This is a genomic window from Chromobacterium sp. LK11 (genome assembly GCF_001043705.1).
Taxonomy (GTDB): Bacteria; Pseudomonadota; Gammaproteobacteria; order Burkholderiales; family Chromobacteriaceae; genus Chromobacterium; species Chromobacterium alkanivorans.
Window position 1 is genome coordinate 20,743 of sequence record NZ_LDUR01000025.1, and the last position, 24,438, is coordinate 45,180.

The 24,438-nt window shown below is 69.9% G+C and carries 5 protein-coding genes; 2 read left to right on the forward strand and 3 right to left on the reverse strand.

What is annotated here, in order from left to right:
- Positions 1-34 precede the first annotated feature (34 nt).
- The 3 genes from VK98_RS15310 to VK98_RS15320 all read right to left on the reverse strand — a co-directional run bounded on the left by VK98_RS15310 (position 35) and on the right by VK98_RS15320 (position 13,157).
- A complete protein-coding gene (locus VK98_RS15310; protein ID WP_053077413.1) occupies positions 35-9,592 on the reverse strand; it encodes a non-ribosomal peptide synthetase in 9,558 nt (3,185 codons plus the stop codon).
- Between the two features lie 203 nt (positions 9,593-9,795).
- The gene (locus VK98_RS15315; RefSeq protein WP_048414878.1) at positions 9,796-10,020 is read right to left on the reverse strand and encodes an MbtH family protein; all 225 of its coding nucleotides are present in this window, start codon (positions 10,018-10,020) and stop codon (positions 9,796-9,798) included.
- Positions 10,021-10,439: 419 nt separating this feature from the next.
- The gene (locus tag VK98_RS15320; protein ID WP_053077414.1) at positions 10,440-13,157 is read right to left on the reverse strand and encodes an MHYT domain-containing protein; all 2,718 of its coding nucleotides are present in this window, start codon (positions 13,155-13,157) and stop codon (positions 10,440-10,442) included.
- Between the two features lie 326 nt (positions 13,158-13,483).
- Here VK98_RS15320 and VK98_RS15325 point away from each other — a divergent pair, with 326 nt between their 5' ends.
- Both VK98_RS15325 and VK98_RS15330 read left to right on the forward strand, forming a co-directional pair.
- Entirely contained in the window at positions 13,484-20,656 is a 7,173-nt protein-coding gene (locus tag VK98_RS15325) for a hypothetical protein (RefSeq protein WP_048414897.1), read from the forward strand.
- Positions 20,657-20,667: 11 nt separating this feature from the next.
- A complete protein-coding gene (locus VK98_RS15330) occupies positions 20,668-24,438 on the forward strand; it encodes a hypothetical protein (RefSeq protein ID WP_053077415.1) in 3,771 nt (1,256 codons plus the stop codon).

The following is a 24,438-nucleotide window of genomic DNA, read 5'->3' on the forward strand; positions in this document are numbered from 1 at the left end:
ATTTACGATCTCGCGAGCAAGAGCGAGACAAGTCTTAGAGGCCGGCTTCGATCAGGTCTATCTCCTCCTGCGACAACCCGCCGGCCAGAGGATGGTCGGACGGCGTGCTGCCGCCGATGTCCGGCGCGTGGCCCAACTTGGCCAAGGCGCGCAGCGCGTCGAACCAGTCCTCCGCCAGCCTTGCTATCTCCTGCCGGTCGAACAGGCGGCCGGCCCACAGCCAGGTGGCCACCAGTTCCGGGCCGTCCGGGCCGTCGTGGGTGGCGGCGTTGAGCTCGATGGCGTGGGACTGCGGCGCCGAAGGATCGCTGTTCCCGTCCAGTCCGGCGGCTTCCGGCGCCGGCATCCAGTCGCCGCGCGCCGGCGTGGCGAAGCGTCCCAGGTAGTTGAAGCCGAGCTGCGCCGGCGCGGCGCCGCTCAGCCGGGCGGCGGTCTCCGGATTGAGGTAGCGCAGCAGGCCGTATCCCAGGCCCCGGTCCGGCAGCGCGCGCAACTGCTCCTTGACCCGCTTCAGCGCGTCGCCGAGCACGGCGGCGTCGTCCAGGGCCGCGGCGGCGGAGACGCCGGGATCGAGGCGGACCGGGAACAGGCTGGTGAACCAGCCCACGGTGCGGGAGAGGTCGCAATGTTCGCCCAGCTCCTCGCGGCCATGGCCTTCCAGCTCCAGGCGCACCGCCGCGCCGCCGTCGCGTCCCTGGTCTTGCCGCCAGCGCGCCACCGCCAGCGCGAAGCCGGTGAGCAGCACGTCGTTGATGCCGGCGTGGAACAGCGCCGGCACCCGGGTCAGCAGCTCGGTGGTGACGGAGGCGGGCAGCGCGACGCTCAGGCGCCGGCTGGCACCGGCCGTGTCCAGTGCCGGGTCCAGCGGGCAGGGCGACAACAGCGGATCGGGCTGGCTCTGGATGTTCGCCCACATCGGCGCTTCGGCCGCGCGGGCGGCGCGGACGGCGTCCTCGTTCAGCAGCAGCGCCCAGCGGCGGAAGGAGGTGGCCACCGGATCGAGCTGGATGGGCCGGCCGGCCTGGACGTCGCGCCAGGCGGAGGCCAGGTCCGGCAGCAGAATGCGCCAGGAGACGCCGTCCACCGCCAGGTGATGGATGCCGAGCCACAGCCGGCCCGGCGCGTCCGGGCCGGCGTCCAGCCACAGCGCCCGCAGCATGGCGCCGGCGGCGGGGTCCAACTGCCGCGCCGCGGCGGCGATGTCGGCCGACGGGATCTCCAGATGCGCGTCCGCCGCGATGCGGCGCAGGCAATCTTGCGCCGATGTCGAGCCGACCGGAGGCACGCTCAGGCCGCCGTCGGCGTCCAGCCGCATCCGCAGCGCGTCGTGTTTATCCAGCAAGGCTTGCAGCGCCTGCGCCAGATGGGCTTGTTCCAGTCCGGCGGGGGTTTGCAGCAGCATGGATTGGTAAAAGCCGCTTTGCGGGCCGCCGCGCTCCAGCCACCAGCGGATGATGGGCGTCGCCGGCAGCGGGCCTTCCGCGGCGTCCTCGGTCGCGACGGAGGCGACCGGCCGGGCGACGGCGGCCAGCGCCTCCACCCGGGGATGGAGGAAAACCTCGCGCGGGCTCAGCAGCAAGCCTTGCCGCCGCGCGCGGCTGACCAGCAGGATGGAGGCGATGCTGTCGCCGCCGAGATCGAAGAAGCCGTCGTCCAGGCCGACTTCGTCCAGGCCCAGCAGCTCGGCGTACAGCCCGGCCAGGATGCGTTCGGCGTCGCTGCGGGGCGGCCGCCGATCGCCGCCGGCCTGGAGCTCGGGAGCCGGCAGCGCGCGGTGGTCCAGCTTGCCGTTGGGGGTCAGCGGCAGCGCGTCCAGCGCGACGACGGCGGCCGGCACCATATAGTCGGGCAGTTGCGCCGCCAGGACTTGTCTGAGCGCGGAGGGCGAGACATCGGCGCCGGGATGGAGCGCGACATAGGCGAGCAGCTGGCGCGGCGCGCCGTCCGTTTCGCGCAGCACCGCCCGCGCCTGGGACACGGCCGGGTGTTCGCGCAGCCTGGCCTCGATTTCGCCTAGTTCGATGCGGAAGCCGCGCAGTTTGATCTGTTGATCGGCGCGGCCGAGGAATTCCAGCTGGCCGTCGGCGCGCCAGCGCGCCCGGTCGCCGCTGCGGTAGAGCCGGCTGCCGGCGGGGCCGAAGGGGTTGGCCACGAAGCGCTCGGCGCTGAGCGCCGGCTGATCCAGATAGCCGCGCGCCAGACCGCTGCCGGCCAGGTAGAGTTCGCCGGGCGCGCCGGCGGGCAGCGGGCGCAGCGCGGCATCGAGCACATAGGCGCGGGTATTGTCCATCGGCGCGCCTATCGGCAGCGGCGCAGCCAGCGCCTGGTCGCGCGGCAGCGGATGGCAGGTGGCGAAGGTGGTGGTCTCGGTGGGGCCGTAGACGTGGACCAGTTCCAGTTGCGGATGGCGTTCCCGCACTCGCTGGAAGGCGCGCAGCGAGGCGGCTTCGCCGCCGGTCCACAGCGTGCGCAGGCTGGCGAAGCAGTCCGGCCGCTCCTCGGCCAGCAGGTTGAACAGCGCGGTGGTCAGGAAGGCCGCGCTGACGTTTTCCCGCTGCAGGGTGTCCGCCAGCGAGTCGATGTCGTTGTCTCCCGGCGGCGCCAGCGTCGCCTGGCCGCCGTGAAGCAAGGGCGCCCATAGCTCGTAGGTGGCGGCGTCGAAGGCATGCGGAGAGTGCAGCAGCACCTTGCTCTGGGACGCGCCCTCCCAACGGCGGTCCAGCGCCAGATCCCGGACGTTGGCGTGGCTGACGGCGATGCCCTTGGGCACGCCGGTGGAGCCGGAGGTGTACATCACATGGGCCAGCGCGTCGGGCGACAGGGCCAGGCGCGGCGGGTGCTCGGCGCTGTCCGACCAATCGTCTATCCGCAGCACCGGCAAGCCCGGCGGCAGCATCGCCGGCGCCGGGGCCTCGTCGGCCAGCAGCAGCGCGGCGCGCGACTGGGCCAGGGTCCAGGCTCGCCGTTCTTCCGGCTGGGCGGTGTGCAGCGGGACATAGCAGCCGCCGGCCTTGAGCACGCCCAGGATGGCCACCGGCAGCAGCGGGCCGCGTTGCAGCCACAGCGCCACCGGCGTTTCCGCGGCCACGCCGGCCGCGCGCAGCCGGTGGGCCAGCGCGTTGGACTGCAGATCCAGCTGGCGGTAGCTCAGGCGAACGTCGCCGGCGCAGACCGCGACGGCGTCCGGCGTCAGCTCGGCCTGTCGGCGGAACAACTCGGGTAGCGTCGCCGATGGCGTGGCGTGCGCGGTGGCGTTCCAGCCGTCCAACTGGCGGCTCTCGGCCTCGTCCAGCCAGCATAGGCGGGACAGCGGCAGGTCGAGGTCGCCGGCCAAGGCCTGGAACAGGCGCGACAGGCTGGCGAGGAGGCGCTCGGCCGCCGCCGGCGGGAAGGCGTCGGCGCGGCAGCCCAGCCGGAGTTCCAGCCTTTCCCCCGGCACCACGCACAGGCCCAGCGGGTAATGCGACACGTCGCCGCCCAAGCCGTCGACGGGGCGCACGCTCAGGCCGTCGCCGGCGCGGCTTTGGCGCAGCGCGTCGAGTTGCGGATAGTTTTCGAACACCATCAGGGTGTCGAACAATTCCTCCATGTCCGTCAGCTGTTGGATGTCGCCGAGTCCGAGATGCTGGTGCTCCATCATCGCCGCCTGGCGCGCTTGCAGATCGTCCAGGCAGTCGGCCAAGGTGGCCGACGGCTCCAGCTTCAGGCGCAGCGGCACGGTATTGATCAGCAGGCCCGGCAGCCGCGCGATGTCTTCCAGCGGCGCGGTCCGCCCGGACACGGTGATGCCGAACACCAGATCGTCGCGGCCGGTCAGGCCGGCCAGCAGCAGGCCCCATGCGGCCTGGGCCAGGGTATTGAGGGTCAGCCCGCGACGCCGAGCCTGGGCGGCCAGCGCGGCGCTGAGCTCCGGCGTCAGCGCGGCGGTGTGCAGATCCGGCCGCCGCTCGGCGGCGGGGAGGCCCGGCGCCACCAGGGTGGGCTCGTCCACGCCGCGCAGGTATTCGCTCCAGGCCTGGCGGGCGGCGTCCCGGTCGCGGCCGGATAGCCAGCGCAGATAATCGCGGTAGGCCGGCGCGGGCGGCAGCGCGGCCGCTTCTCCCTGGCGATAGAGCGCGAACAACTCGTCCAGCAGCACGGGAAGGGACCAGCCGTCTAGCAGCAGGTGGTGGAAAGTCCAGAGCAGCAGGTGGCGCTCCGGCGCCAGCCGGATCAGGGTGAAGCGCAGCAGCGGCCCGCGGTCCGGCGGCATGCTCTCTCCATGATCGGCCGTCTGCATGTCTTCCAGCCGCGCGCGCGCGTCGTCGCCGCTCAGCGCCGACAGATCGGCTTCCCGCCATGGCGCGGCGGAGTCCCGGCTCAGCGCCTGCATCGGCTGCAAGGTGTCGTGGTGAATGAAGGAGGCCAGCAGGTGCGGGTGGCGGCGCAGCAGGCCTTCGCCGGCGCGGCGCAAGGCGGCGGCGTCCAGAGTGCCGTCCAGCTCGATGCGCATCTGCACCACATAGGGGTTGGCGGCGGAGTGGTCGTAGAGCGCGTGGAACAGCAGGCCTTGCTGCAGCGGCGTCAGCGGCAGCAGTTCGGCGAGTCCGGGGTGACGGCGGCTCAGGCGCTCGATTTCGGCGGGATCCAGCCGCAGCAGCGGCGCGTCGGCGTGCGCGTTGGCACCCAGGGCCGGGGCCTCGGTTGCGATCTGGGCGAGGCCGCGGACGCTGCGCTGCTCGAACACTTGGCGCGGCGTCAGGCTCAGCCCCCGCTTGCGGGCCAGGCTCACCAGTTGGATGGAACTGATGCTGTCGCCGCCGAGGTTGAAGAAGCTGTCGTCCAGGCCGACGCGTTCCAGGCCCAGGGTTTGGGCGAAGGCTTCGGCCAGCAGTTTCTCTTTCTCGGTGGCCGGTTCGCGGTGCTCGGCCAGCGTCAGCTCCGGCGCCGGCAGGGCGCGGCGGTCCAGCTTGCCGTTGGGCGTCAGCGGCAGCGCGTCCAGCGCCACCCAGGCGGCGGGCACCATATAGTCGGGCAGGCGGGCGGCCAGCGCGTCGCGCCAGCGCGCGACGTCGGCTTCGGCGCCGGCTGCGGGCACCGCGTAGGCGACCAGCCGGCGCTGCCCGGGCGCGTCCTCGCGGATCAGCGCCACGGCCTGGGCGATGCCGGGCTGGTCCAACAGCGCGGCTTCGATTTCGCCCAGCTCGATGCGCAGGCCGCGCAGCTTGACCTGGTGGTCGAGGCGGCCCAGGTATTCCAGCGCGCCGTCGTCGCGGCGGACGACGCGGTCGCCGGTGCGGTACAGCCGCTGGCCGACGGCGAAGGGATGGGCGACGAAGCGCTCGGCGGTGAGTCCCGGACGGCGCAGATAGCCGCGCGCCAGGCCGACGCCGCCCAGATACAGCTCGCCGGGGATGCCGGGCGGCAGCGGCCGCAGCATGGAATCGAGCACGAAGAGCTGGGTGTTCCAGATCGGGTGGCCGATGGGCACCGAGCGGCTGTCGCTTGCCGGGTCGCAGGTCCAGGCGGTGACGTCGACGGCGGCCTCGGTGGGGCCGTAGAGATTGTGCAGCGGACAGGGCAGAGTCTGGGCGGCGCGGGCCAGTAGCGGCGCGGACAGCGCTTCGCCGCTGCACAGCACGCGGCGCAGGCTGGCGCAGCCGGCGCTGGCGGGCTCCAGCAGGAAGGCGTCCAGCATGGACGGCACGAAATGCAGGGTGGTGACGCCGCGGCGGCGGATCAACTCGGCCAGATAGGCGGGATCGCGATGGCCGTCGGGCCGGGCCAGCAGCAGCGAGGCGCCGGCGAGCAGCGGCCAGAAGAACTCCCACACCGAGACGTCGAAGCTGGACGGCGTCTTCTGCAGCACCACGTCGTCGGCGGTCAGCGGGTAGGCGTGCTGCATCCACTGCAGGCGGTTGACGATGGCGCGGTGGCTGTTGACGGCGCCTTTGGGGCGGCCGGTGGAGCCGGAGGTGTAGATGACGTAGGCGGGGTGCCTATCGTCGTCGGCGAGTTCCAGCGGCGCGTCGGACAGCGTCTCGAGCGCGGCGTCTATCTGGTCCAGGCACAGCGCGCGTTCGACCGGCAGGCCGGCCAGCAGCTCGGAGCGGGACAGGACCACGGCGGGCTGGGCGTCGTCCAGCATGAAGGCGATGCGCTCGGCCGGATAGTCGAGATCGAGCGGCAGATAAGCGCCGCCGGCCTTGAGCACGGCGAGCAGGGCCACCACCAGATCGATGGAACGGGGCAGCGCGACGGCGACCAGGGTTTCGGGTCCGACGCCGTCGGCGCGCAGGCGGCGGGCGAGGCGGTTGGCGCGTTGATGCAGCTGGCGGTAGCTGAGGGCGATGTCGTCGAAGCGCAGCGCCTCGGCGTCGGGGCTGAGTTCAGCCTGGCGTTCCAGCAACTGGGTCAGGGTGGCGGCGGGCAGCGGGGCGTCGGTGCGGTTCCAGGCGGCCAGCGCGTCTTGTTGGGCCGGGGTGGTTGGCGCGATGCGGGCGAGCGGCAGCTCGGGCTGTTCGGCGATCAGGCGCAGCAGTTCCAGCAGTTGCCGGGCGATGCCGTCGACGGCGTCGGCGGAGAAGAGATCGGGCCGGTAGCCGAAGCGTAGTTCGAGTTCGGGGCCGGGAACGGCGCACAGGCTGAGCGGGTAGTGCGAGGTGTCCACGCCCTGGCCGCCCAGGTAGCCGATGGACAGCGCGTCGTCGACGCGGCGATCGTCGTCGGCGATCGGGTAGTTTTCAAATACCAGCAGGGTGTCGAACAAATCGCCCAGGCCGGCCGCCTGCTGGATCTCGGCGAGGCTGAGGTGTTGGTGCTCGATCAGCGCGGCCTGCTGGGCCTGCAAGCGCTGCAGCAGGGCGGTCAGGGTTTCCTCGGGGCGCAGGCGCAGGCGCAGCGGAACGGTGTTGATCAGCAGGCCGACCATGCGTTCGACGCCGGGCAGTTCCGGCGGGCGTCCGGAGACGGTGACGCCGAAGACGACGTCGTCGACGGCGCTGAGGCGGGCGAGCAGGATGGCCCAAGCCGCTTGCAGCAGGGTGTTGAGGGTGAGGCCCTGCCGGCGGGCCAGCCGCTCCAGCATGGCGTAGACCGCCGGGTCCGCCGTCACATTGTGGTTGCGCGGCAACTGCCGGCTTTTTTGTCCGCCGGGCGCCAGGCGCGCCGGCTGTTCCAGGTCCGCCAGATGGTTGACCCATTGGCGCTTGGCGGCGTTGCGGTCGCGGACGTGCAGCCAGGCCAGGTAGTCGCGGTAGGGAATAGCGGGCGGCAGCTCGTCGCCGCGGTAGAGGGCGAACAGTTCGCGCAGCAGCACCGGCACCGACCAGCCGTCGAACAGCAGGTGGTGGAAGCTCCACAGTAGTTGGTGGCGCTCCGAGTCCAGCTTGACCAGGGTAAAGCGCAGCAGCGGCGCGCGCGCCGGATCCACGCCGGCGGCGTAGTCGTCCTCGCGCAGCCGTTCCAGGGCGCGCTGCTGCTCATCGGCCCGGTGCGCAGACAGGTCCAGCTCGCGCCACGGCGTTTCCACGCGCTCCAGCACGATTTGCGCCGGCTGTTCCAGGCCGTCCGCGGCGAAGGCCGCGCGCAGGTGCTGATGGCGTTGCAGCAAGCCTTCGGCGGCGGCGCGCAGCCTGGCCGCGTCCAGCGGGCCGTCCAGCTGGAAGCCCATCTGTATCAGGTAGACGTCGCTTTGACCTTCGTCGTACAGCAGGTGGAACAGCAGGCCCCGCTGCAGCGGCGACAGCGGCAGCACCGCGCTGACCGCCGGATAGCGGGCGCGGATGCTTTCCAGATCCGCGGCGCTGGGCGGCGGCAATTCGCCGGCCGCCGCGTCGGCTTCCAGCGGGCGGACCCGGAGCGCCAGGCGCTCGATGCTGGGCTGATCGAAAACGTCCTGCGGGCTGAACTGCAGGCCGTGGGCGCGGGCGCGGCTGACCAGCAGAATGGCGCTGATGCTGTCGCCGCCGAGGTCGAAGAAGCCCTGGCCCAGGCCCACCCTGGGCAGGCCCAGCACTTCCGCGTACAACTTGGCCAGCGTTTTCTCCAGCCAGTCCCGCGCTTCGCCGGCGTCGGCGTCGCCGAAGTCCGGCGCGGGCAGCGCCTGTTTGTCCACCTTGCCGTTGGGCGTCAGCGGCAGACGCTCCAGCGGCACCACCGCCGCCGGCACCATGTAGTCGGGCAGTTGCTCGGCCAGCGCCGCGCGCAAGGCCGCGCCGTCGGCTTGCAGGCCGGCGCGGGAAACGACGTAGGCGACCAGTTGCTTGATGCCGGGCAGGTCTTCGCGCAGGCGGACCACGGCCTGGCTTACGCCGGCCTGCTGCGTCAGCAGGTGTTCGATTTCGCCGGGTTCTATGCGGTAGCCGCGCAGCTTGAGCTGTTCGTCGGCTCGCCCCAGATAATCCAGCGCGCCGTCGGCGCGCAGCCGCGCCAGGTCACCGCTGCGGTAGAGGCGGCTGCCGGCGGGGCCGAAGGGGTTGGCGACGAAGCGCTCGGCGCTCAGCGCCGGCCGGCCCAGATAGCCGCGAGCCAGCCCGTCGCCGGCAAGATACAACTCGCCTTCCACGCCCGGCGGTAGCGGCCGCAGGGCGTCGTCCAGCACGTAAGCCTGGACGCCGGGCAGAGGCGCGCCGATGTCGGCGGGCGCCTCGTCCCGCATCCGGCCGCTCATCGTCGCGCAGACGGTGGCTTCGGTGGGGCCGTAGGCGTTGAGCATGGTTCGGCCGGCGGACCAGCGCCGCACCTGGGCCGCCGGGCAGGCCTCGCCGGCGACGATCAGGCCGCAGTCTTGCGGGATGCCGCCGTCCGGCATGAGGGCCAGCGCGCTGGGCGGCAGCGTCAGGTGGCTGATCTGCTGGCGGGCGAGCAAGTCCGCCAGCGCCGCGCCCGGCGTCACTTCCGCCGCCGGCGCGGTGACCAGGCAGGCGCCGGAGAGCAGGGTCATGGCGATTTCGGAGAAGGCCGCGTCGAAACTGGAGGAGGCGAACTGCAGCACGCGGGCGCCGGGGGAGATGCCGAAGCGCTGGCTCTGAGCGCGCGCCAGCGCGCCGATGCCGCGGTGGGTGACCGCCACGCCCTTGGGCTGGCCGGTGGAGCCCGAGGTGTAGATCACATAGGCCAGCTGGTCCGGCGAGTCATGCCGCAGAGGCGGGTGGTCCGGTTGCGCCTGCCAGGCCGCTTGCTCGGTATCCAGTTCCACCACCCGCGCCCAGTGGGCCGGCAGCTGCTCGGTCAGCGCGGCGCGCGTCAGCAAGGCGGCCGGCATGGCGTCGTTGAGGATGTAGGCCAGTCTCTCGCGCGGATAATCGGGGTCCAGCGGCAGATAGACGCCGCCGGCCTTGAAGACGGCCAGCATGGCGATGATCTGCTCGGGCGAGCGGTCCAGGCACAGTCCCACCGGCGTTTCGCGATCTATGCCCAGCTCGCGCAGATAATGGGCCAGGCGGTTGGCCTGGCTGTCCAGTTCGCGGTAGCTGAGCGCGCGCGCGCCGTGCCGCAGCGCAATGGCGTCCGGGTGGTCCGCCGCGCTGCGGGCGAACAGGGCGGCGAAGGTTTCGGCCGACGCGGCCTGGGTATGCGGATCGCGGGAGGGAGAAACGGCGTTGTCGTTCATGTCGCACCTAAAGATGGCTTGCTGCAGGACGTGAAGCCGCAAGCTGTCGCGCATGCGCGGCAGGCCGGCGTTTTTTCGATGTGGAGCGGGACGGCGAAAGGGGGACCGCGGCGAACGCGTCGCAGCGGAATGGGAAGAAAGGCGCCGCGCTTTGTCTTGAAAGCGGACGCAACCCGGCTTCGCCCCTTGAGCCGGGGCGGGGGTCAGCCGGTGGAGAGCATCTCGTCTTGAGCGCGGGCCAGGCTGGCGGGCCGCATGTCTATCCAGTTTTGCTCGATGTGATCGAGACAGGACTGGCGGTCGGAGGGGCCGAAACGGGTTTGCCAGCCCTCGGGAACGGGCGCGAATTCGGGCCACAGCGAGTACTGGCCTTCATCATTGATCAGGGCGAAAAAAACGCCTTCCTTGTTGTCGAACGGGTTCGCCATGACACTTCTCCCTGTGACTCTCATGAATTTTGCCTGCGCAAAAACGCAGGATTATTTGTACAGCATAACAATGAAAGATGAATATGTCATTAAATAAATATGGCTATATCGCAGTGAATGAGCTATGGGGAGGCGCTGGCAAAATCCAAGAGCCTGTTCAAAGTCTCGCGAGCAAGGGCGAGACAAGGCGAAAACTGGCGAAAAAGCGGAATGTGCGAGGGGTGCACGAGCATTTTGAGCTGGTTTTTAACGCTGTATCGCCGACGCGTAGCAGATCGTAAACAGGTTCTAAGGGAGCTCCGTCTGTTTCATCCGCTTGAGCTCCGGCGAACCGCGCAGCCTTGGATGGTTGCAAGGCGGGGGAAAAGCCCAGCCCGCCCGGGAGGGCATGGCCCGGCTGCGGCTCTCGCCCTCGCCGGCTAGCCCGCCAAGCGCTTCATCACGCGTTCGATCTCATCCTGCAGCCGGCCGATGTCTATGGGCTTGGTCATGAAGCCGTCCATGCCGGCGGCCATGGCCGCCTCGCGGTCCTCCTGGAACGCGCCGGCGGTCAAGGCGATGATGGGCGTCGCGCGCTTGTCGCTGTCGGGGTCCACCTGACGGATGAATTTGCAGGCGGTGATGCCGTCCATCACCGGCATCTGAATGTCCATCAGGATGAGGTCGATGTCGTGGTGCTGCCACGCGTTGATCACCTCTTTGCCGTTGGCCGCGGTATAGATCCGGTGCCCGTATTTCTTGAGCAGGATGGAGACGATGTCCAGATTGATCTCGTCGTCGTCAGCCACCAGGATGTTCAAGGGGGACGGCGGTTTGGGCGCGAGCTCCGCGTCGGGCGGCTCCAGGCAGGGCAGGGCGTCCGGCGGCGCCGGGCGCAAGGGCAGGTAAACCTGAAAGACGGAGCCCTTGTTGAGCGCGCTTTGCACCTCGATCCGGCCGCCCATCTTCTGCGCCAGCTGCAAGGCGATGGTGGTGCCGAGGCCGGTGCCGCCAAAGCGGCGGGTGGTCGAGGCGTCCGCCTGGGAGAAGGGCTCGAACAGTTTGGCCAGGGTTTCCTGGCTCATGCCTATGCCGCTGTCCCGGATGATGACGACCACGTTTTCCCGCGCAGACAGCACCGTCAGCCAGACCCCGCCCTGAGCGGTGAACTTGATCGCGTTGCCCACCAGATTCATCAGAATCTGCCGCACCCGGAAGGCGTCGCCGATAAAGGCCTGCTGAATAATGGCCGGGTATTTCAACTGCAGGGTGATGCCCTTTTTGCTGGCGCTCAGCCGCAGGATGTCGATCACATGCTCCGCCACCTCGCGCAAAGAGAAGGGCGCTTCCTCCAGCTCCAGCGCGTTCTGCTCCAGCTTTGCCGTGTCGAGAACGTCGTTGAGCAGGCCCAGCAAGCTTTTGGCCGAGTGGTTGACGGTTTTGAGCATGCCTTTCTGCCTGTCGTCCAGCTCGGTGTCCTGCAGCACATCGGTATAGCCGATGATCGCGTTCATCGGCGTCCTGATTTCATGGCTCATATTGGCCAGGAAGGCGCTTTTGGATTTGACCGCCGACAGCGCGCGGTTCTTGGCCTCGATCAGGGCGAACTCCGCCGCCTTCTTCTCCGAAATGTCCAGGATCACCCCGTCGATCAACAGCGGCGCGCCGTCCTCGTCGTAGACGCCGCGGGCGCTCTCCAATACCCAGCATTCCTGCTGGTTCAGGCAGAGCAGGCGGTACTCGACGACATAGAGCTGCCGCTGTTCCAAGGCGTGGCGGATGGTTCCGCGCACTCTCTCCTTGTCCTCCGGGTGAATGACGTCCAGCAGCTGAATGCGGCCGTCCAGAAAGGATTTTGCGGGCCAGCCGCAGAGCTTCTCGATGTCCTCGCTGATGAAGATGGTCTTCCAGGGCTCCAGGCAGTGGCTGCGAAAGGCGACGCCGGGAATGTTGTCGATCAAGGTGCGGAACTGGCTCTCGCGCTCTTCCAGCTCCCGCTGGATGCGGTGGCGTTCGCTGATGTCGCCGATGAAGCCGACGTAAATCACCTGCTCGGGCAGCTGCACCTTGCCTATAGACAAGCGGATGGGGAACTGGGCGCCGTCCTTTTTGAGCGCCATCTCCTCGCGTTCCCGGCCTATCAGCTTCGCGATCTGGGTCTCCTTGTAGTCGGAAAGGAAACGATCGTGTTTGGAATGGTGGGGCTCCGGCATCAGCAGATTGATGTTCTTGCCCAGCAACTCGTCCACCTTCCAGCCAAACAGCCGCTCCACCGCGGGGTTGGCGCTTAAGATGCAGCCCTTTTCGTCAATGGTGATGATGCCGTCCAGCGAGGTGTTGAAGGCGGCTTGCAGCTTCAGCTCATTGCTCAGCGTTCTTTGATACAAAGGTCGGTAACGCAGCAACACATTGCCGACGAAGACGATGTTGCCGAGCACCAGCACGGTGACGGCGATGGCGACGGCCAGATTCGCGTTGTCGGCAAAGGCGTTGCGGAAGGCCGGGTCCGGCGTGCCGATGAAACGGGCGGCCTCCATGCCGAAATAATGCATGCCGGCAATGGCGACCCCCATGACCGCGCCGCTGAGCAAGGTCATCTTTCCCTTGCCGATTTTCTTATTGTCCAGCCCAAAGCGGATCCAGAGCGACAGAGTGCTCAGCAAGACGGCGAGCAAGATAGAGACGGCGAACCACGCGGGGTCGTAGCGCAGCAGCGGCGTCATGCGCATCGCCGCCATGCCGGAGTAGTGCATGGTGCCGATGCCGCCGCCCACCAGCGCGCCGCTGATCAGCAACTGCTTGCCGTCAACCTTGGCTTGAGACAGCAAGTGCAAGGCGATCAGGGAGGCGGCGACGGCGGGCAGCATGGACAGGAGGGTGGGCAGCAGCGCGTATTCGACCGTGCTGCAAACGCTGAAGGCCAGCATGCCGACGAAATGCATCGCCCAGATGCCGCCGCCCATCGCGCAAGAGCCGGTGGCGAGGGCGACCCGGCGCAGCCAGCGGTCGCTGGCCTCGCGGGCCAGGCCGGCGATCTGCAGCGCCAGACAAGAGGTGAAAACGGCCACCAGCAGGGACAGCGCCACCAGCCACAGATTGTATTGGGTCGGTAGAAATAAATAGGACTGGTAAGCGTCAATGAAAAACGAACTGAGCATGGACTCCCCATTTTCAATGGCTTCTTAAGGCTGCGCCAACTTAAGCGCGGGCGCTCACCCTTGGTATAGACAATGGCGGCGCCGGCGACGGGATCGGGCCGGCTTCCCGGCTTCTTCGCGCGTTTTGTGCGTGAAGCCCTGTCCCGCCAGCGGCGCCCCGCAAGGCCTGGCTGACCGCTTTCAAGCGGCTTCAGGGCTTGCCATTGCGCATATCCTATTGAATTCACAAACTTAATGGAATATGTGCTGCCGGTGGTCTATGCTCTTCTGATCAGTCTCTAGCGCCCAACCGACGCGTTAACTCCTTTCCAAGAAAGGAAGTTATGATGGTTACCGAACTTGCGCTCGTGGATTTGTTCCGCCCCTATCTGCTCAAGGGCGAGAACACGGATTGGCATGCCGTGCTGTCGGTGCTCTATGTGGAGAGCTTCGAGACGGCGTTTGGCTCCGAAGGCACGGTCATCCGCGGCGTGGCGCGGTTCTCCGGCGATGTGGAGATCAGCTTCGATCCGTCCAGCGGCACCTTGCGCGCGGCGGCGTCCAACACCGAGGGGCATCCCCGCTCCCAGCCCGGCCGGCGCGATCCCTGGTTCGACATCACCGACACCCACGTGGACTTCGCCCTGTCCGCGCCGCGGGCGGCGGGCGCCATCATCGCCAACGGCGTGGGCGGCATTCCCGGCGGCGACGCCGCTTTCGCGCCGGTGCGCGCGGTGCTCAACGCCTGGGACCCGATTCCCGGCGACGCGCCGCCGTCGGATTATCCCGGCACCGGCTTCACGCTGGACCTGGTGCTGGCCGGCATCGTGCTGCGGCCGCCTTTCCTCAAGCCGGCCAAGATGGAGAGCGACGGCCTGCTGGTGCCGGACACCTCGCGCAGCGACGTCTTCTTCACCCTGCCCAAGATCAAGCTGCGCCTGGCGCAGGGCAGCGACGCCGCCACCGTGCTGGACGTGTCCATCGCCTCGCTGGGCGTCACCGGCATCGACGATCCCGGCGACATCGGCGCCGCGCAGCTGATCACGATGACCCCGCCTTACGCCTTCGTCGGCGACGGGCAGGTGGTGGGCTTCGGCTTCCGCTCCGCCACCCTGGACCTGGCCGACGGCTACACGCCGCCGGAGGTGCTGGACCAGTTCGGCTTCGACGAGAGCTGGACCGGGCTCTATCTGCCGGAAATCCGCCTGTTCGTGGCTCCCAACGGCATGCAGGACTTCGCCGTGGACGCCGGGGTGCGCAATTTCCTGATCGGTTTCGGCCAATCCAGCGGCGTGACCGGCGATTTCGAGCTGATGGTGATCAACCAGGGCGCCGGCCAGCTCAATGTGTCGGCGCGCTTCTTCACGCCGGACGGCGCGGCCATCGGCATCCGCCGCACCGGCGAGCACACCGCCGAGGCGTCCTTGCCGGCGCGCACGCGCATGGTGATAGACATCACCGGAGGGCGCGCGCCCTATGTCGGGCAGGCGAGTTTCGGCGGCGGCGCGCATAACGGCCTGGTGCACGACATCGACCTGTCCGGCGTCGCCGACATGAGCATAGGCGTCACCGCCACCGACGCGTCCAGCCCGCAGAAAAACGCCACCCTCACCATCACCGCGCGGCGCGAACAGGTAGCGCAGAGCCTGCCCGCACCCGGCGCAGCGCCCGGCCAGCCTGCCACGGTGCGCACCACCTCCATCACGCTGGAAGGGCAGCCGCAGACCACGCCCGAGCTGCTGCTCGTGCGGCAGGACGCAAGCTCCGTCACCGTCAGCCTCAACCCGGCCAACCCGGCCACGGCCTGGACCGTGGACGGCGCGGCGCAGAGCCCCGGCGCCACGGTGACGATTCCGGTGGCCGCCGGCCAAACCAAGACGATACGCGCGGAACTGAGCAGCGGCACCGTGACCGGCATTACCTGCTACTACCGCTTCGATCATCCCAAGGACAGCGACCCGGCCGACTACGCGCTGATTCCCGACAACACCAATAGCTCGCCGGCGGTGGACCCCAGCGGCAGCGCCGCATGGACGCCGCCGGCGACGCCTTTCCTGCAGCAGTACCGCGCGGCGCTCAAGCGCATTTCCGCCGCCACGCTCACGCTGACCGGCGCCGCCAGTTATGAGGGCGACGTCGCCAAGGCCAAGTACAACTACCTGCTCTCGCGCCGCCGCGCGCGGGCGCTGCAGCAGATACTGAGCGCGGAGGCGGCCAATCCGGACGCCAATCTGCGCATCCCCAGCTTCACGCTGACGCTGGAGCCGCCCGACATCGGCGCGGCGCCTCCGCCGCCGGCCTGGACCGCGGACTGGCAGACGCACTCCGGCGCGCGCAACCTGTGGTGGAAGGCCAGCATCGGCGGCTTCGGGCCCATCTCCTTGCCGGGCACCGTCACCCAGGGCGACACCACGCGGCCGGCGGCTCCGCCGCCGCCGCCGCCCACCATTCCCACGCGAGATCCCGCGCCCGCCACGCCGCCGCCGCCGGACTGGTTCCGTTCCGCCGCGCTCAAGGTGCGCATCGTGCGCGACCAGTTCGTCGCCATCGAGCTGAGCGGTTCCATAGACTTCGAGACCGCGGCCGAGCAGCGGCTGCGCAACGGCGGCGTCGCCCAGGGCGACATCCCCACCTTTCAGGGCCTGGGCAGCCAGAACCCGTCGGACGGCATCGTCAACTACCAGATCCTCTACCAGCGCGATCCGGCCAGCCAGACCGATGAGGTCAAGCTCTACCTCGGCGCGGATCCCAACGACCGCGACGGCCTGGTGATGACGGGACAACTGGCCGGCCAGCCGCTGCAAGCTCCCAGCACCGGCCGCAACGTGCTGGGCATGACCACGGTGTTCACGCCGCTGCTGGCCGCCACCGCGCCGGCCAATCCGGCCGACGGCGACGTCGGCGCCCTGGTGCTGACCGGGGCCGCGCTCGCGCTGCCCGTCGCGCTGGCGGAGCTGGGCTTGTTCAATGTGGAGCGCGTGGTGCTGTACGGCGGCGAGTTGCACGTGACGACGCGCGCTGGGCAGTGGGTCTCCACGCTGCTGTTCGACGTGGAGACGGCGCTGTCGGCCAATGTGTCCATCGGCGGCTTCCAGCTGCTGGAGATTCCGCGCAACAAGCCGCTGGCGGTGCGCTACAAGGCGATAGGCCTGCAGATGGGCTATCCGCCGGGCTCGGCCAACCGCTTCCAGCTGCGGCCGATGTTCGATTCGTCCAAGGGCTATTCCATCGACCTGTCGGGGCCGGGCGCGGTGCGCGTGCCGGACCCGCTGGGCCAGATCATCCAGGTGCTGGGCGCGCGCATCGCGCGGACCAATCCGCTGACCTTCGAAGCCGACCTGGGCTTCGCGGTCAATCTGGGCGTGATCACCATAGAACGGGCGCGAGTGCGTCTTCCGGTGGACCCCTTGGGCCCGCCGGAACTGACGGCCTTCGCCGCCAGCCTGAAGGTGCCGGGCACCATCGAGGGGCGCGGCTATATGGAGATCAACGCCAACCCGTTCGAGATCAAGGGGCAGATCGACGTCTCGCTGGTGCCGATCAAGCTGCGGCTGGCGGCCGGCATCGCGGTGTCCGACATCCCGGCGGCCTCGGGCGGGCCGGCCACGGCGGTGGCGATCGCGCTGGAGCTGGAGCTGCCGGTGGCGATACCGCTGGCGCAGTCCGGCTTCGGCATCTACGGCTTCCTCGGCCTGTTCGCCATGCACTACACCCGCAATGAGGACGGCATCGCCTCGCTGACGCCGGCGCTCACCTGGCTCAAGGACCGCGCCCAGGGCAACCCGACCAATCTGCAGGCGTGGAAGCCGCAGATAGACCACTGGGCCTTCGGCGTCGGCGCCATCCTGGGCACGATGGAGGGCGGCATCATCTTCAACGTCAAGGGGATGGTTCTGCTGGAACTGCCGGGGCCGCGCCTGCTGCTGGTGGTCAAGGCCAATCTGCTGGCCAAGCTGCCGGACCTCAAGAACAAGAACGCCGAAGGCACCTTTCTGTGCGTGATCGATCTCGACTTCGGCCGCGGCACGCTGACCATAGGGCTGTCCATCGATTTCAAGATTACCCCCATCGTGCAGATCACCATCCCGATCGAGGCGTATTTCAACCTCAATCACGGCGGCGACTGGCACGTCTACCTGGGCACCTTCCCGGGCAGCGACACTCTGGGCCGGCCGCTGCCGGGCCCCATCCACGCCAACATCCTCAAAGTGTTCGACGGCCAGGGCTATGTGATGGTGTCCGGGCACGGCATCCCCGCGTACAAGGGCTTGTCGGCGGTATCGGGCGTGGGCTTGGCGGTGGGGCTGGAGGTGTCCATCACCTGGGGCAACACCTCGATCAACCTCTACCTGCGCGCCACCGCCGGCTTCAACGCGGTGCTCGGCTTCGACCCGTTCTACGTGGGCGGCCTGCTCTACGTCCGCGGCGACCTGCACCTGTTCATCATCAGCATCAGCGCGTCGGCGGATCTGACGGTGCAGATAGGCACCAAGTCCGACGGCTCGCAGATCTCGCGCATAGACGGCGAGATCTGCGGCGAGATCGACCTGTTCTTCTTCAGCATCAAGGGTTGCGTCGATTTCCACATCGGCGAGCAGAACCCCATCATTCCGGCCGCGCCCGAGCTGATCCGGGCGGTGAGCCTGGTCAGCCGCTCGCCGGCGCTGGTGGTGGGCACCGGCGTGGACCGCGGCATCGATTCGAAAATAGGCGACGCGGTGCGCCAGGGCGCGCAGCCGGCCGCCAACGACCCGGCCCTGCCGGTGGTGCCGATAGACGCCATTCCGGTGATCACGATGTCGGCCACCCCGGTGGACGACGCGCTGACGATATTGGGCCAGACGCCGGGCGGGTCGCCGGGCGCGCCGGCTGACGGCTTCGTCAAGCGCGGCGACTACGCCTACCGCTACGACGTGACCGCCGTGGAGCTGACGCGCGCCGACGGCGGCGTCGTGGTCGGCCCGGGGCCGACGCCGTCGACCTGGTGGACGCTGAACGACCCCACCGAAGGCAACCTCGTCGCCAATCTGTCCCTGCTGAACTGGGTGCCCAACCCCACGCCCAAGGCGCTGGAGCGCAGCCAGTTCCTGGAAGAAAACATCACCGAGCGCTGGGGCACCGTCTGCCACGACGCCGCGCCCGCCGCCGCCGTGCTGTGGACCTTCGAGCACGAGCCCACCGGCCCGTCGGAAACCGGCTGGCAGGTGGACGGCGTCGCCTGGCCGGACCCGGACAAGACCAAGCGCTCGGAAGCGCCGGATCTGGAGCTGGACGTGAGTGAACGCTGGCGCACCGGCAAGCGCCAGCTGGACCGCCAGCGCGGCATCGTGCCGGCCGTCATCGTGGGCGCGCAAGTGCCGTGCCGCCAGAAGCCCGGGTTGCCGCCGGTCACCGCGCCCGCTGGCGCGGCCGCGACGCTCAATCTGTCGGGGTTCGCCAGCCGTCTCGCCGCCGGGCGCGCGGTGCTGGAAGCCGCCACTGCGCCGTCCATCGCGCTGCGCCGGACCGACCGCATCGACGTCGCCCCGGTCGCGTTCGCCGACACCGTGCGCCAACTGGCGAGCAGCACCGTCATCAACCGCGCGGCGCTGACGCAGATCAGCGCCGGCCTGGCCACGCTGGGGCCGACCGCCGCCGCGCCCGGCGCCTCCACCGTGCCGCCGCGCCGCTGCGATAGCCGCCTGCTGGCGTCCCCGCTGTACGACATCGGCCTGCCGGTGGTGTTTGGCGACAAGCGCCGCGCGGGCGAGGTGGCCGCGCAGCTGGAGCAGGCCGGCTTCAAGCAAGGCCCGCTGGACGACGTGATCGTGGTTCACAGCGGCGCCATCGTCGATGGCCGCATCCTGCTGCTGGCCCGGCGCGAACTGCCGCCCAATCCCACGCCGGCGCGCGGCCTGGTGCTGCGCCTGCTGGACGTGAACGGCGCCGAGATCGGCCGCCGGGTGGTGAGCAACGCCGACGCGCTCGGCCTGGTCGGCCTGCCGCCGCGCTGGACCGACGCCAACGGACCCTGGGTCGACCCGGTGTCGCACGTGGTGCTGCAGGCCCAACTGATGCAGGCGCAGGGCTATCTGCCGTATCTGATCAAGCTGGACAAGGCGGAGAAGCTGGACCGCATCGAGATAGGCGTGCCGCACGCCAAGGACCCGGCCGCCGCCAAGAAGCGCGAGGTGAGCGGGCGTCCGTACTACGTGGCCGCGCTGGAATTCACCCGCTGGGGCGAAGTCGTGCGCGAAGACTGGGATCAACGCCAGACCCAGCGCAACCGCGGCGTGCTTGAGCAATTGCTGGGCGGCGCCAGCGGCGACGTGGCCTTGCTCGCGCCGGACGAGCTGTACCACCTGAGAACCACGGTTCATATCCGCGCCCGCGACAAAGCCGGCAATGAAACCGACGGCGGCGCGCAGACGCAGGACTTCTGGTTCCGCACCGACGCCCACAGTCCCAAATCGCTGGAACCGTGGATGCTGTGCACGCTGCCGGCCGCCGACGAAGCGCATTACTTTGGCGAGGAACACGTGCGCCTGGTGTTCGGGACCAACGATGTCGACAAATTGTGGGGCGCCTACGGCAAGGAATTGCGCGTGCGCCTGAAGGCGGCCTCGTTCGCCCAGGTTAACGTGCCGGGCATCGAGCATCCCGTGCCCATCGTGCATCCGGCGGGCGACGAGGGCGGCATCCAGCCCAAGCTGGGCGATGTGAAGGCGAGCGTGATGTCGCCGTTCGAAGGCGCGCTGGTGGACAAACTGGCCGAGTTCGGGCCGTGCATCCCGGTCAATGTCGACCGCTCGCGCCACAGCGAGCTGACCCTGCCTATCCCGCTCGACCCCTACACCGACTACGTGCTGGACATCGAAGCCGTGCCCATCGGCGCGCCCAAGAACGCCGTGGGCGAGCGCGTGCTGCGCCGGCATTTCTCCACCGGCGCCTTCGGCACCTTCGACGCTTTCGCCGCCGCCTTCCAGGGCGTGCTGACCGAGCACCGCTACGCGCCGGTGGGCGCGATGCAGGGCGTCTTCGCCACCGCCGCCTTCGCCAGCCGAGACCCGCAGGGGCCTGAGCTGGACCAAGCGATGATGGCCGCCGGGCTGGAGCCGATGCCGGTGCCCAAGGACCCGCGCATCGTCGTGTTCTGGGAGCAGGCGAATCCCGCGGCCACGCCGCAGCCGGTGGCGGTGATGATAGACGCCCCCGAGCCCATGCACCGCACCCGCCCGCTGCCCAGCGAGGAGTCCAGCGACGATACCCCGCCCAGCAAGCGCTGGAAGATGACCGAGCAGGCCTGGCTGGATTTGACGCCGGCGGACGACAACGCGGCCAGCGTGACCAAGACGCTGTGGGCCCCGGGCGATCAGCGCGCGCTGATCCGGTTGGGCGCCGGCGCGCGCGGCCAGCGGCTGCGCCTGGCGCTGGTGCGCAATGTCTTCAAGGCGGCTTATCTCGATGGGGCGGGCGCCGCGCCCGTCAAATTCGTGATCGTCGACGAACCGCTGGCGCACGCGCCGTGGGAAGAGTTCTGAGGAGCCCCGCGATGGCCACCCGTATCTACGACCCAGCGATCCTGAACGCGCAAGGCGCCCTGGTGGATTTCAGCCTACTCCTGCGCCAGCGCGGCGGGCCCAATCCCAATATCGGCGCGTCGACCATGGTGCCGCCCAAACGGCGCGCCTTGCTGCTGCGCTGGCAGACCAGCCCCGCGGCCGGGCTGCCCAGCGAACCGTTCAAGGTTTGGCGCCGCCCGGCCACGCCGCTGGGCCAGCCGCATCCGGTGGGCTACGAAGAGCTGGCCTTGCCGCCGCTGTTCCGCATCATTCAGTTCGACGCGCCGCTGGCTTCGGCGCGGCTGACCGTGCACTCGAGCGCCGGCGGCATGGTCAGCGTGGCCGTGCTGGCCGGCCCGCCGGTGCTGGAGGCCATCGTGGCCGTGCAGTCCCGCACCCTGGCCGCCGGCGGCGGCGACACGCTGGAGTTTCAGGCGCCGCTGATCACCGGGCTGATGCTGGTCAACGTCTCCAGCTACGATCCGCCCACCGGGCTCAACGCCGACGAACTGGAGAAAGTGGAAGGCTGGCAGCTGGTGGAAACCGTGGGGCTGCCGGTGACGGAGGCGGACTGGGCGGGCCTGGGCCAGCGCCACGGCGTCAAACAGGGCAGGGTGGGGGCGGAAATGCCGGCGCAGGACGCCGCGGTGGACCGCTATCAGCGCGGCGTCAATCCGCTGGGCTGGTGGCCGGCGTTTCCGGACGCCGCGCCGGCGCCGATGTGGCAATTGCCGGACCCGGCCAAACTGGTGGACGAAAGCGCCATCGAACTGCTGCCCATGCTGCATGACGTGGCCTCGCTGCCGCCCAACCAGCAGGCGGCCAAGCGCTTCACCTTCACCATCGATCCGCCGCAGAACCCGGCCGGCGAAACCATGCCCGCCACCGACCCGGGCAAGGCCGATCTCTCGCCGGTGGGCTTGCTGGCGATGGCGGCGTCTACCGATCCGCTGCTGGCCGTGACGCTGGGCTACGGCACCGGCTACGCGGACGAGGACATTCCGCCCATCAATTTCGCCAGCAGCCAGCTGTTCGGCGACTCCAGCCGCAGCGACTGGGACTGGCTGATCACCGGCCTGTGGGACAAGGGGCTGGACGGGGCCTCGGCGCCGGTGGAGTTCGCCGCGCTGGTGCCGCGTCCGGGCATGGTCTTGCCCGCGCCCACGCCGGCGGATTTCGCGGTGGACTTCCAGGCCAATCTGCGGCCGTCGCTGGCGGACCGGGACTGGCTGGCGTCTATCCGGGCAAGCTGGGAGCGCTTCCCGCTGAACCAGCTGAGCGCGGTGGCCAGCTACGCCGCGGCGCGGCGGCGCAACGGCGCGCCCGGCGCGGCCGAGGCTTTGCTGCAGAAACACGCGCAGGCCGGCGGCCATCGCCCCATCGGCAGCGCGCGCAACGACCGCGACCCGGAGCCGACGCGGCAGAGCGCCACCGACGGCGCGCTCGCCGTTCCCAACGACCCGGGCAGCGTGGCCATGACGTATGCGGCGGCCACCCAGAACATCTTCGGCGTCTGGAGCCCGTGGGCGGCGGCGGCCATCACCGTGGGCCAGCCGGAGCTGTCGCCGGTGCAGTTCCTGTCCGCCGATCTGCGCGCGACGGATCCGGGCAGCGGCAGCGTCTGCGCGGCCACCCTGGTGTGCGACATCTCGGTGGACTGGCGCGTGCGCACCCCGTCGCGGATAGATTTGCGCGGCCGCCTGTTCGCGGCGGCCACGCGCAGCAGCGCTCCGCCGGCCGCGCCCGCGCCGGCGGGGCTGCAAAAATCGCTGGGCGGCGCGGCGGCGGCCATGCAGCTGACCTTCGCCGGCGACGCGCCCGCGCTGGCCGGCGGCACGGTGGCCGCGCTGGACGCGGAGGGCACGGCGGTGGTGACGCCCGGCCACGCCGCGCAGGGCAGCAGCCGGCGCTACCGGCTGACGATTCCGGGCTTTTCGCTGGACTTCGGCGCCACGCCGCATATCGGCCTGCTGCTGGAGGCGCGCGCGGTGGAGGCCATCGCGCCGCACCGCAGCGGTCCGTGGTCGCCAACGCCGCGCCTGGCCTACGCCTCGGACCCGCGCGCGCGGCCCACCGCCGTCGACATCGTCCAGCTCGCCAGCCTGCCGGACGCCGCCGGCGAATGCCACGCGCAGCTGAGCTGGGCGGCGGTGGCCGGCGCCGTGGGCTACGCGGTGTACGAAAGCACCGAGACCCGCATCCTGAGCAGCCATCCCGGGCAGCCGGAGCCAACGCCGGAGCGCACGCTCAGCCAGCGGCTGAGCACGATCAAGCAGGCGTTCAAGACCAATCCCATCCGCCGCGACTTCATCCGCCGCAACGCCGAACTGATCACCGTCACCGCCACCGACGTGACGATGCCGCGCGGCTCGCGCGACATCCACGTCTACGTCGTGCTGCCGATGATGGCGGGCGGCCACGAGGCGCCCTGGCCCAGCGGCCCCAACGCGGATCAGGCGCTCATCGCCTATGCCGCGCCGCGCGTGGCCGAGCCCGCGCCGCCGACGATAGAAGTGCAGATGGTGTTCGACAAGCCGCCCGCCGCGCCGGACTACCGGGCGCGCATCCGGGTGGGCACGCGCGGCGAGTCCGGCGCGCGGCCCAAGCGCATAGACCTGTACCGCGTGCGCGTGGACGACGCGGCGCGCGCGCTGGACAGCATGGGCCCGCCGATCGCCAGCGTCACGGCCAGCGGCGGCGGCTGGACGGTGAGCGCGCCGGACGGCGGCGGCGACTGGATCGCTCGCCTGGCCGGCGAGGACCGCCCAAGCGGCTCATGGCGCAATGTCTGGTATCGCGCCGTGGCCTGGAGCGACGACGACGCGCTGCGCGGCGTGCTCAAGGGCCGCTCGCGGCCGTCGCCCGCGGTGTCGGTGCTGATCCCGCCCGCCGGGCCGCCGGATCTGTCCCCGCTGACGATGAGCTGGCCAGGCGGCGACCCCGCCGTGGTGCTGCTGCAGTTCAGCTCCAGCGCGCCGGTGGCGGCCACGCCGGCCGGGCCGCACCTGCTGTCGGTGGAGGCCTCCTTGGCTGGCGGCGCGGCGCTGTTGCGGCGGCAATCCGCGCTGGACAAGCTGGGCCTGGCGCCGCCCGTCACCGGCACGGACGTCTGGCGCATAGACGGCGCTCCCACCCAATACCGGCTGCTGGTGCGCCGCGCCGCCATCGGCGACGCGGTGTCGGTGACGGTGCGGATGACGGATCCGCTGGGGCGCGCCAGCGAGCGCACGCTGGCCATTCCGTCCGGCTCCGTCGTCCCGCTGCCGCTGCTGTCGCCCATCGCCGGCGCGGCGCTGTCGCCGTCCGGCAAGGCCTACACCTTCACCAGCAACGCGCCGGACAGCGACGCGGGCGGGGTTTACCGCCTGCGCATCGAACTGACGCCCGAACCAGCGCTTCCTCCGATCACGCCGATACCGCCGATCCGGCCCTTGCCGCCCATTCCGCCTATCTCGCCGCGGCTGCCGCCCGGGCTGGGCGGCATAGGCGGCATAGGGATACCGCCCATCGTCATCGGCCCGCGCCCGTTGCCGTCCCAGTTCAAGCTGATCAACGGGGTCTATGTGTTCGAGGCGGAGCTGGCCTCGGTGCCCACGGTGTCCGGTAGGCCCGCCCTAGGGGCGTCCGGGCCGGCGGTGGCGCGCCAGGCCGCGCCGGCGCGCGACCATTTCGCCATCGTCACGGCGCTGGCCTTGCGCGGCGTTCTGGTTCGCATCATCACGCCCGACGGCCGCACGGTCGAACAACGGGCTCACGGTTAA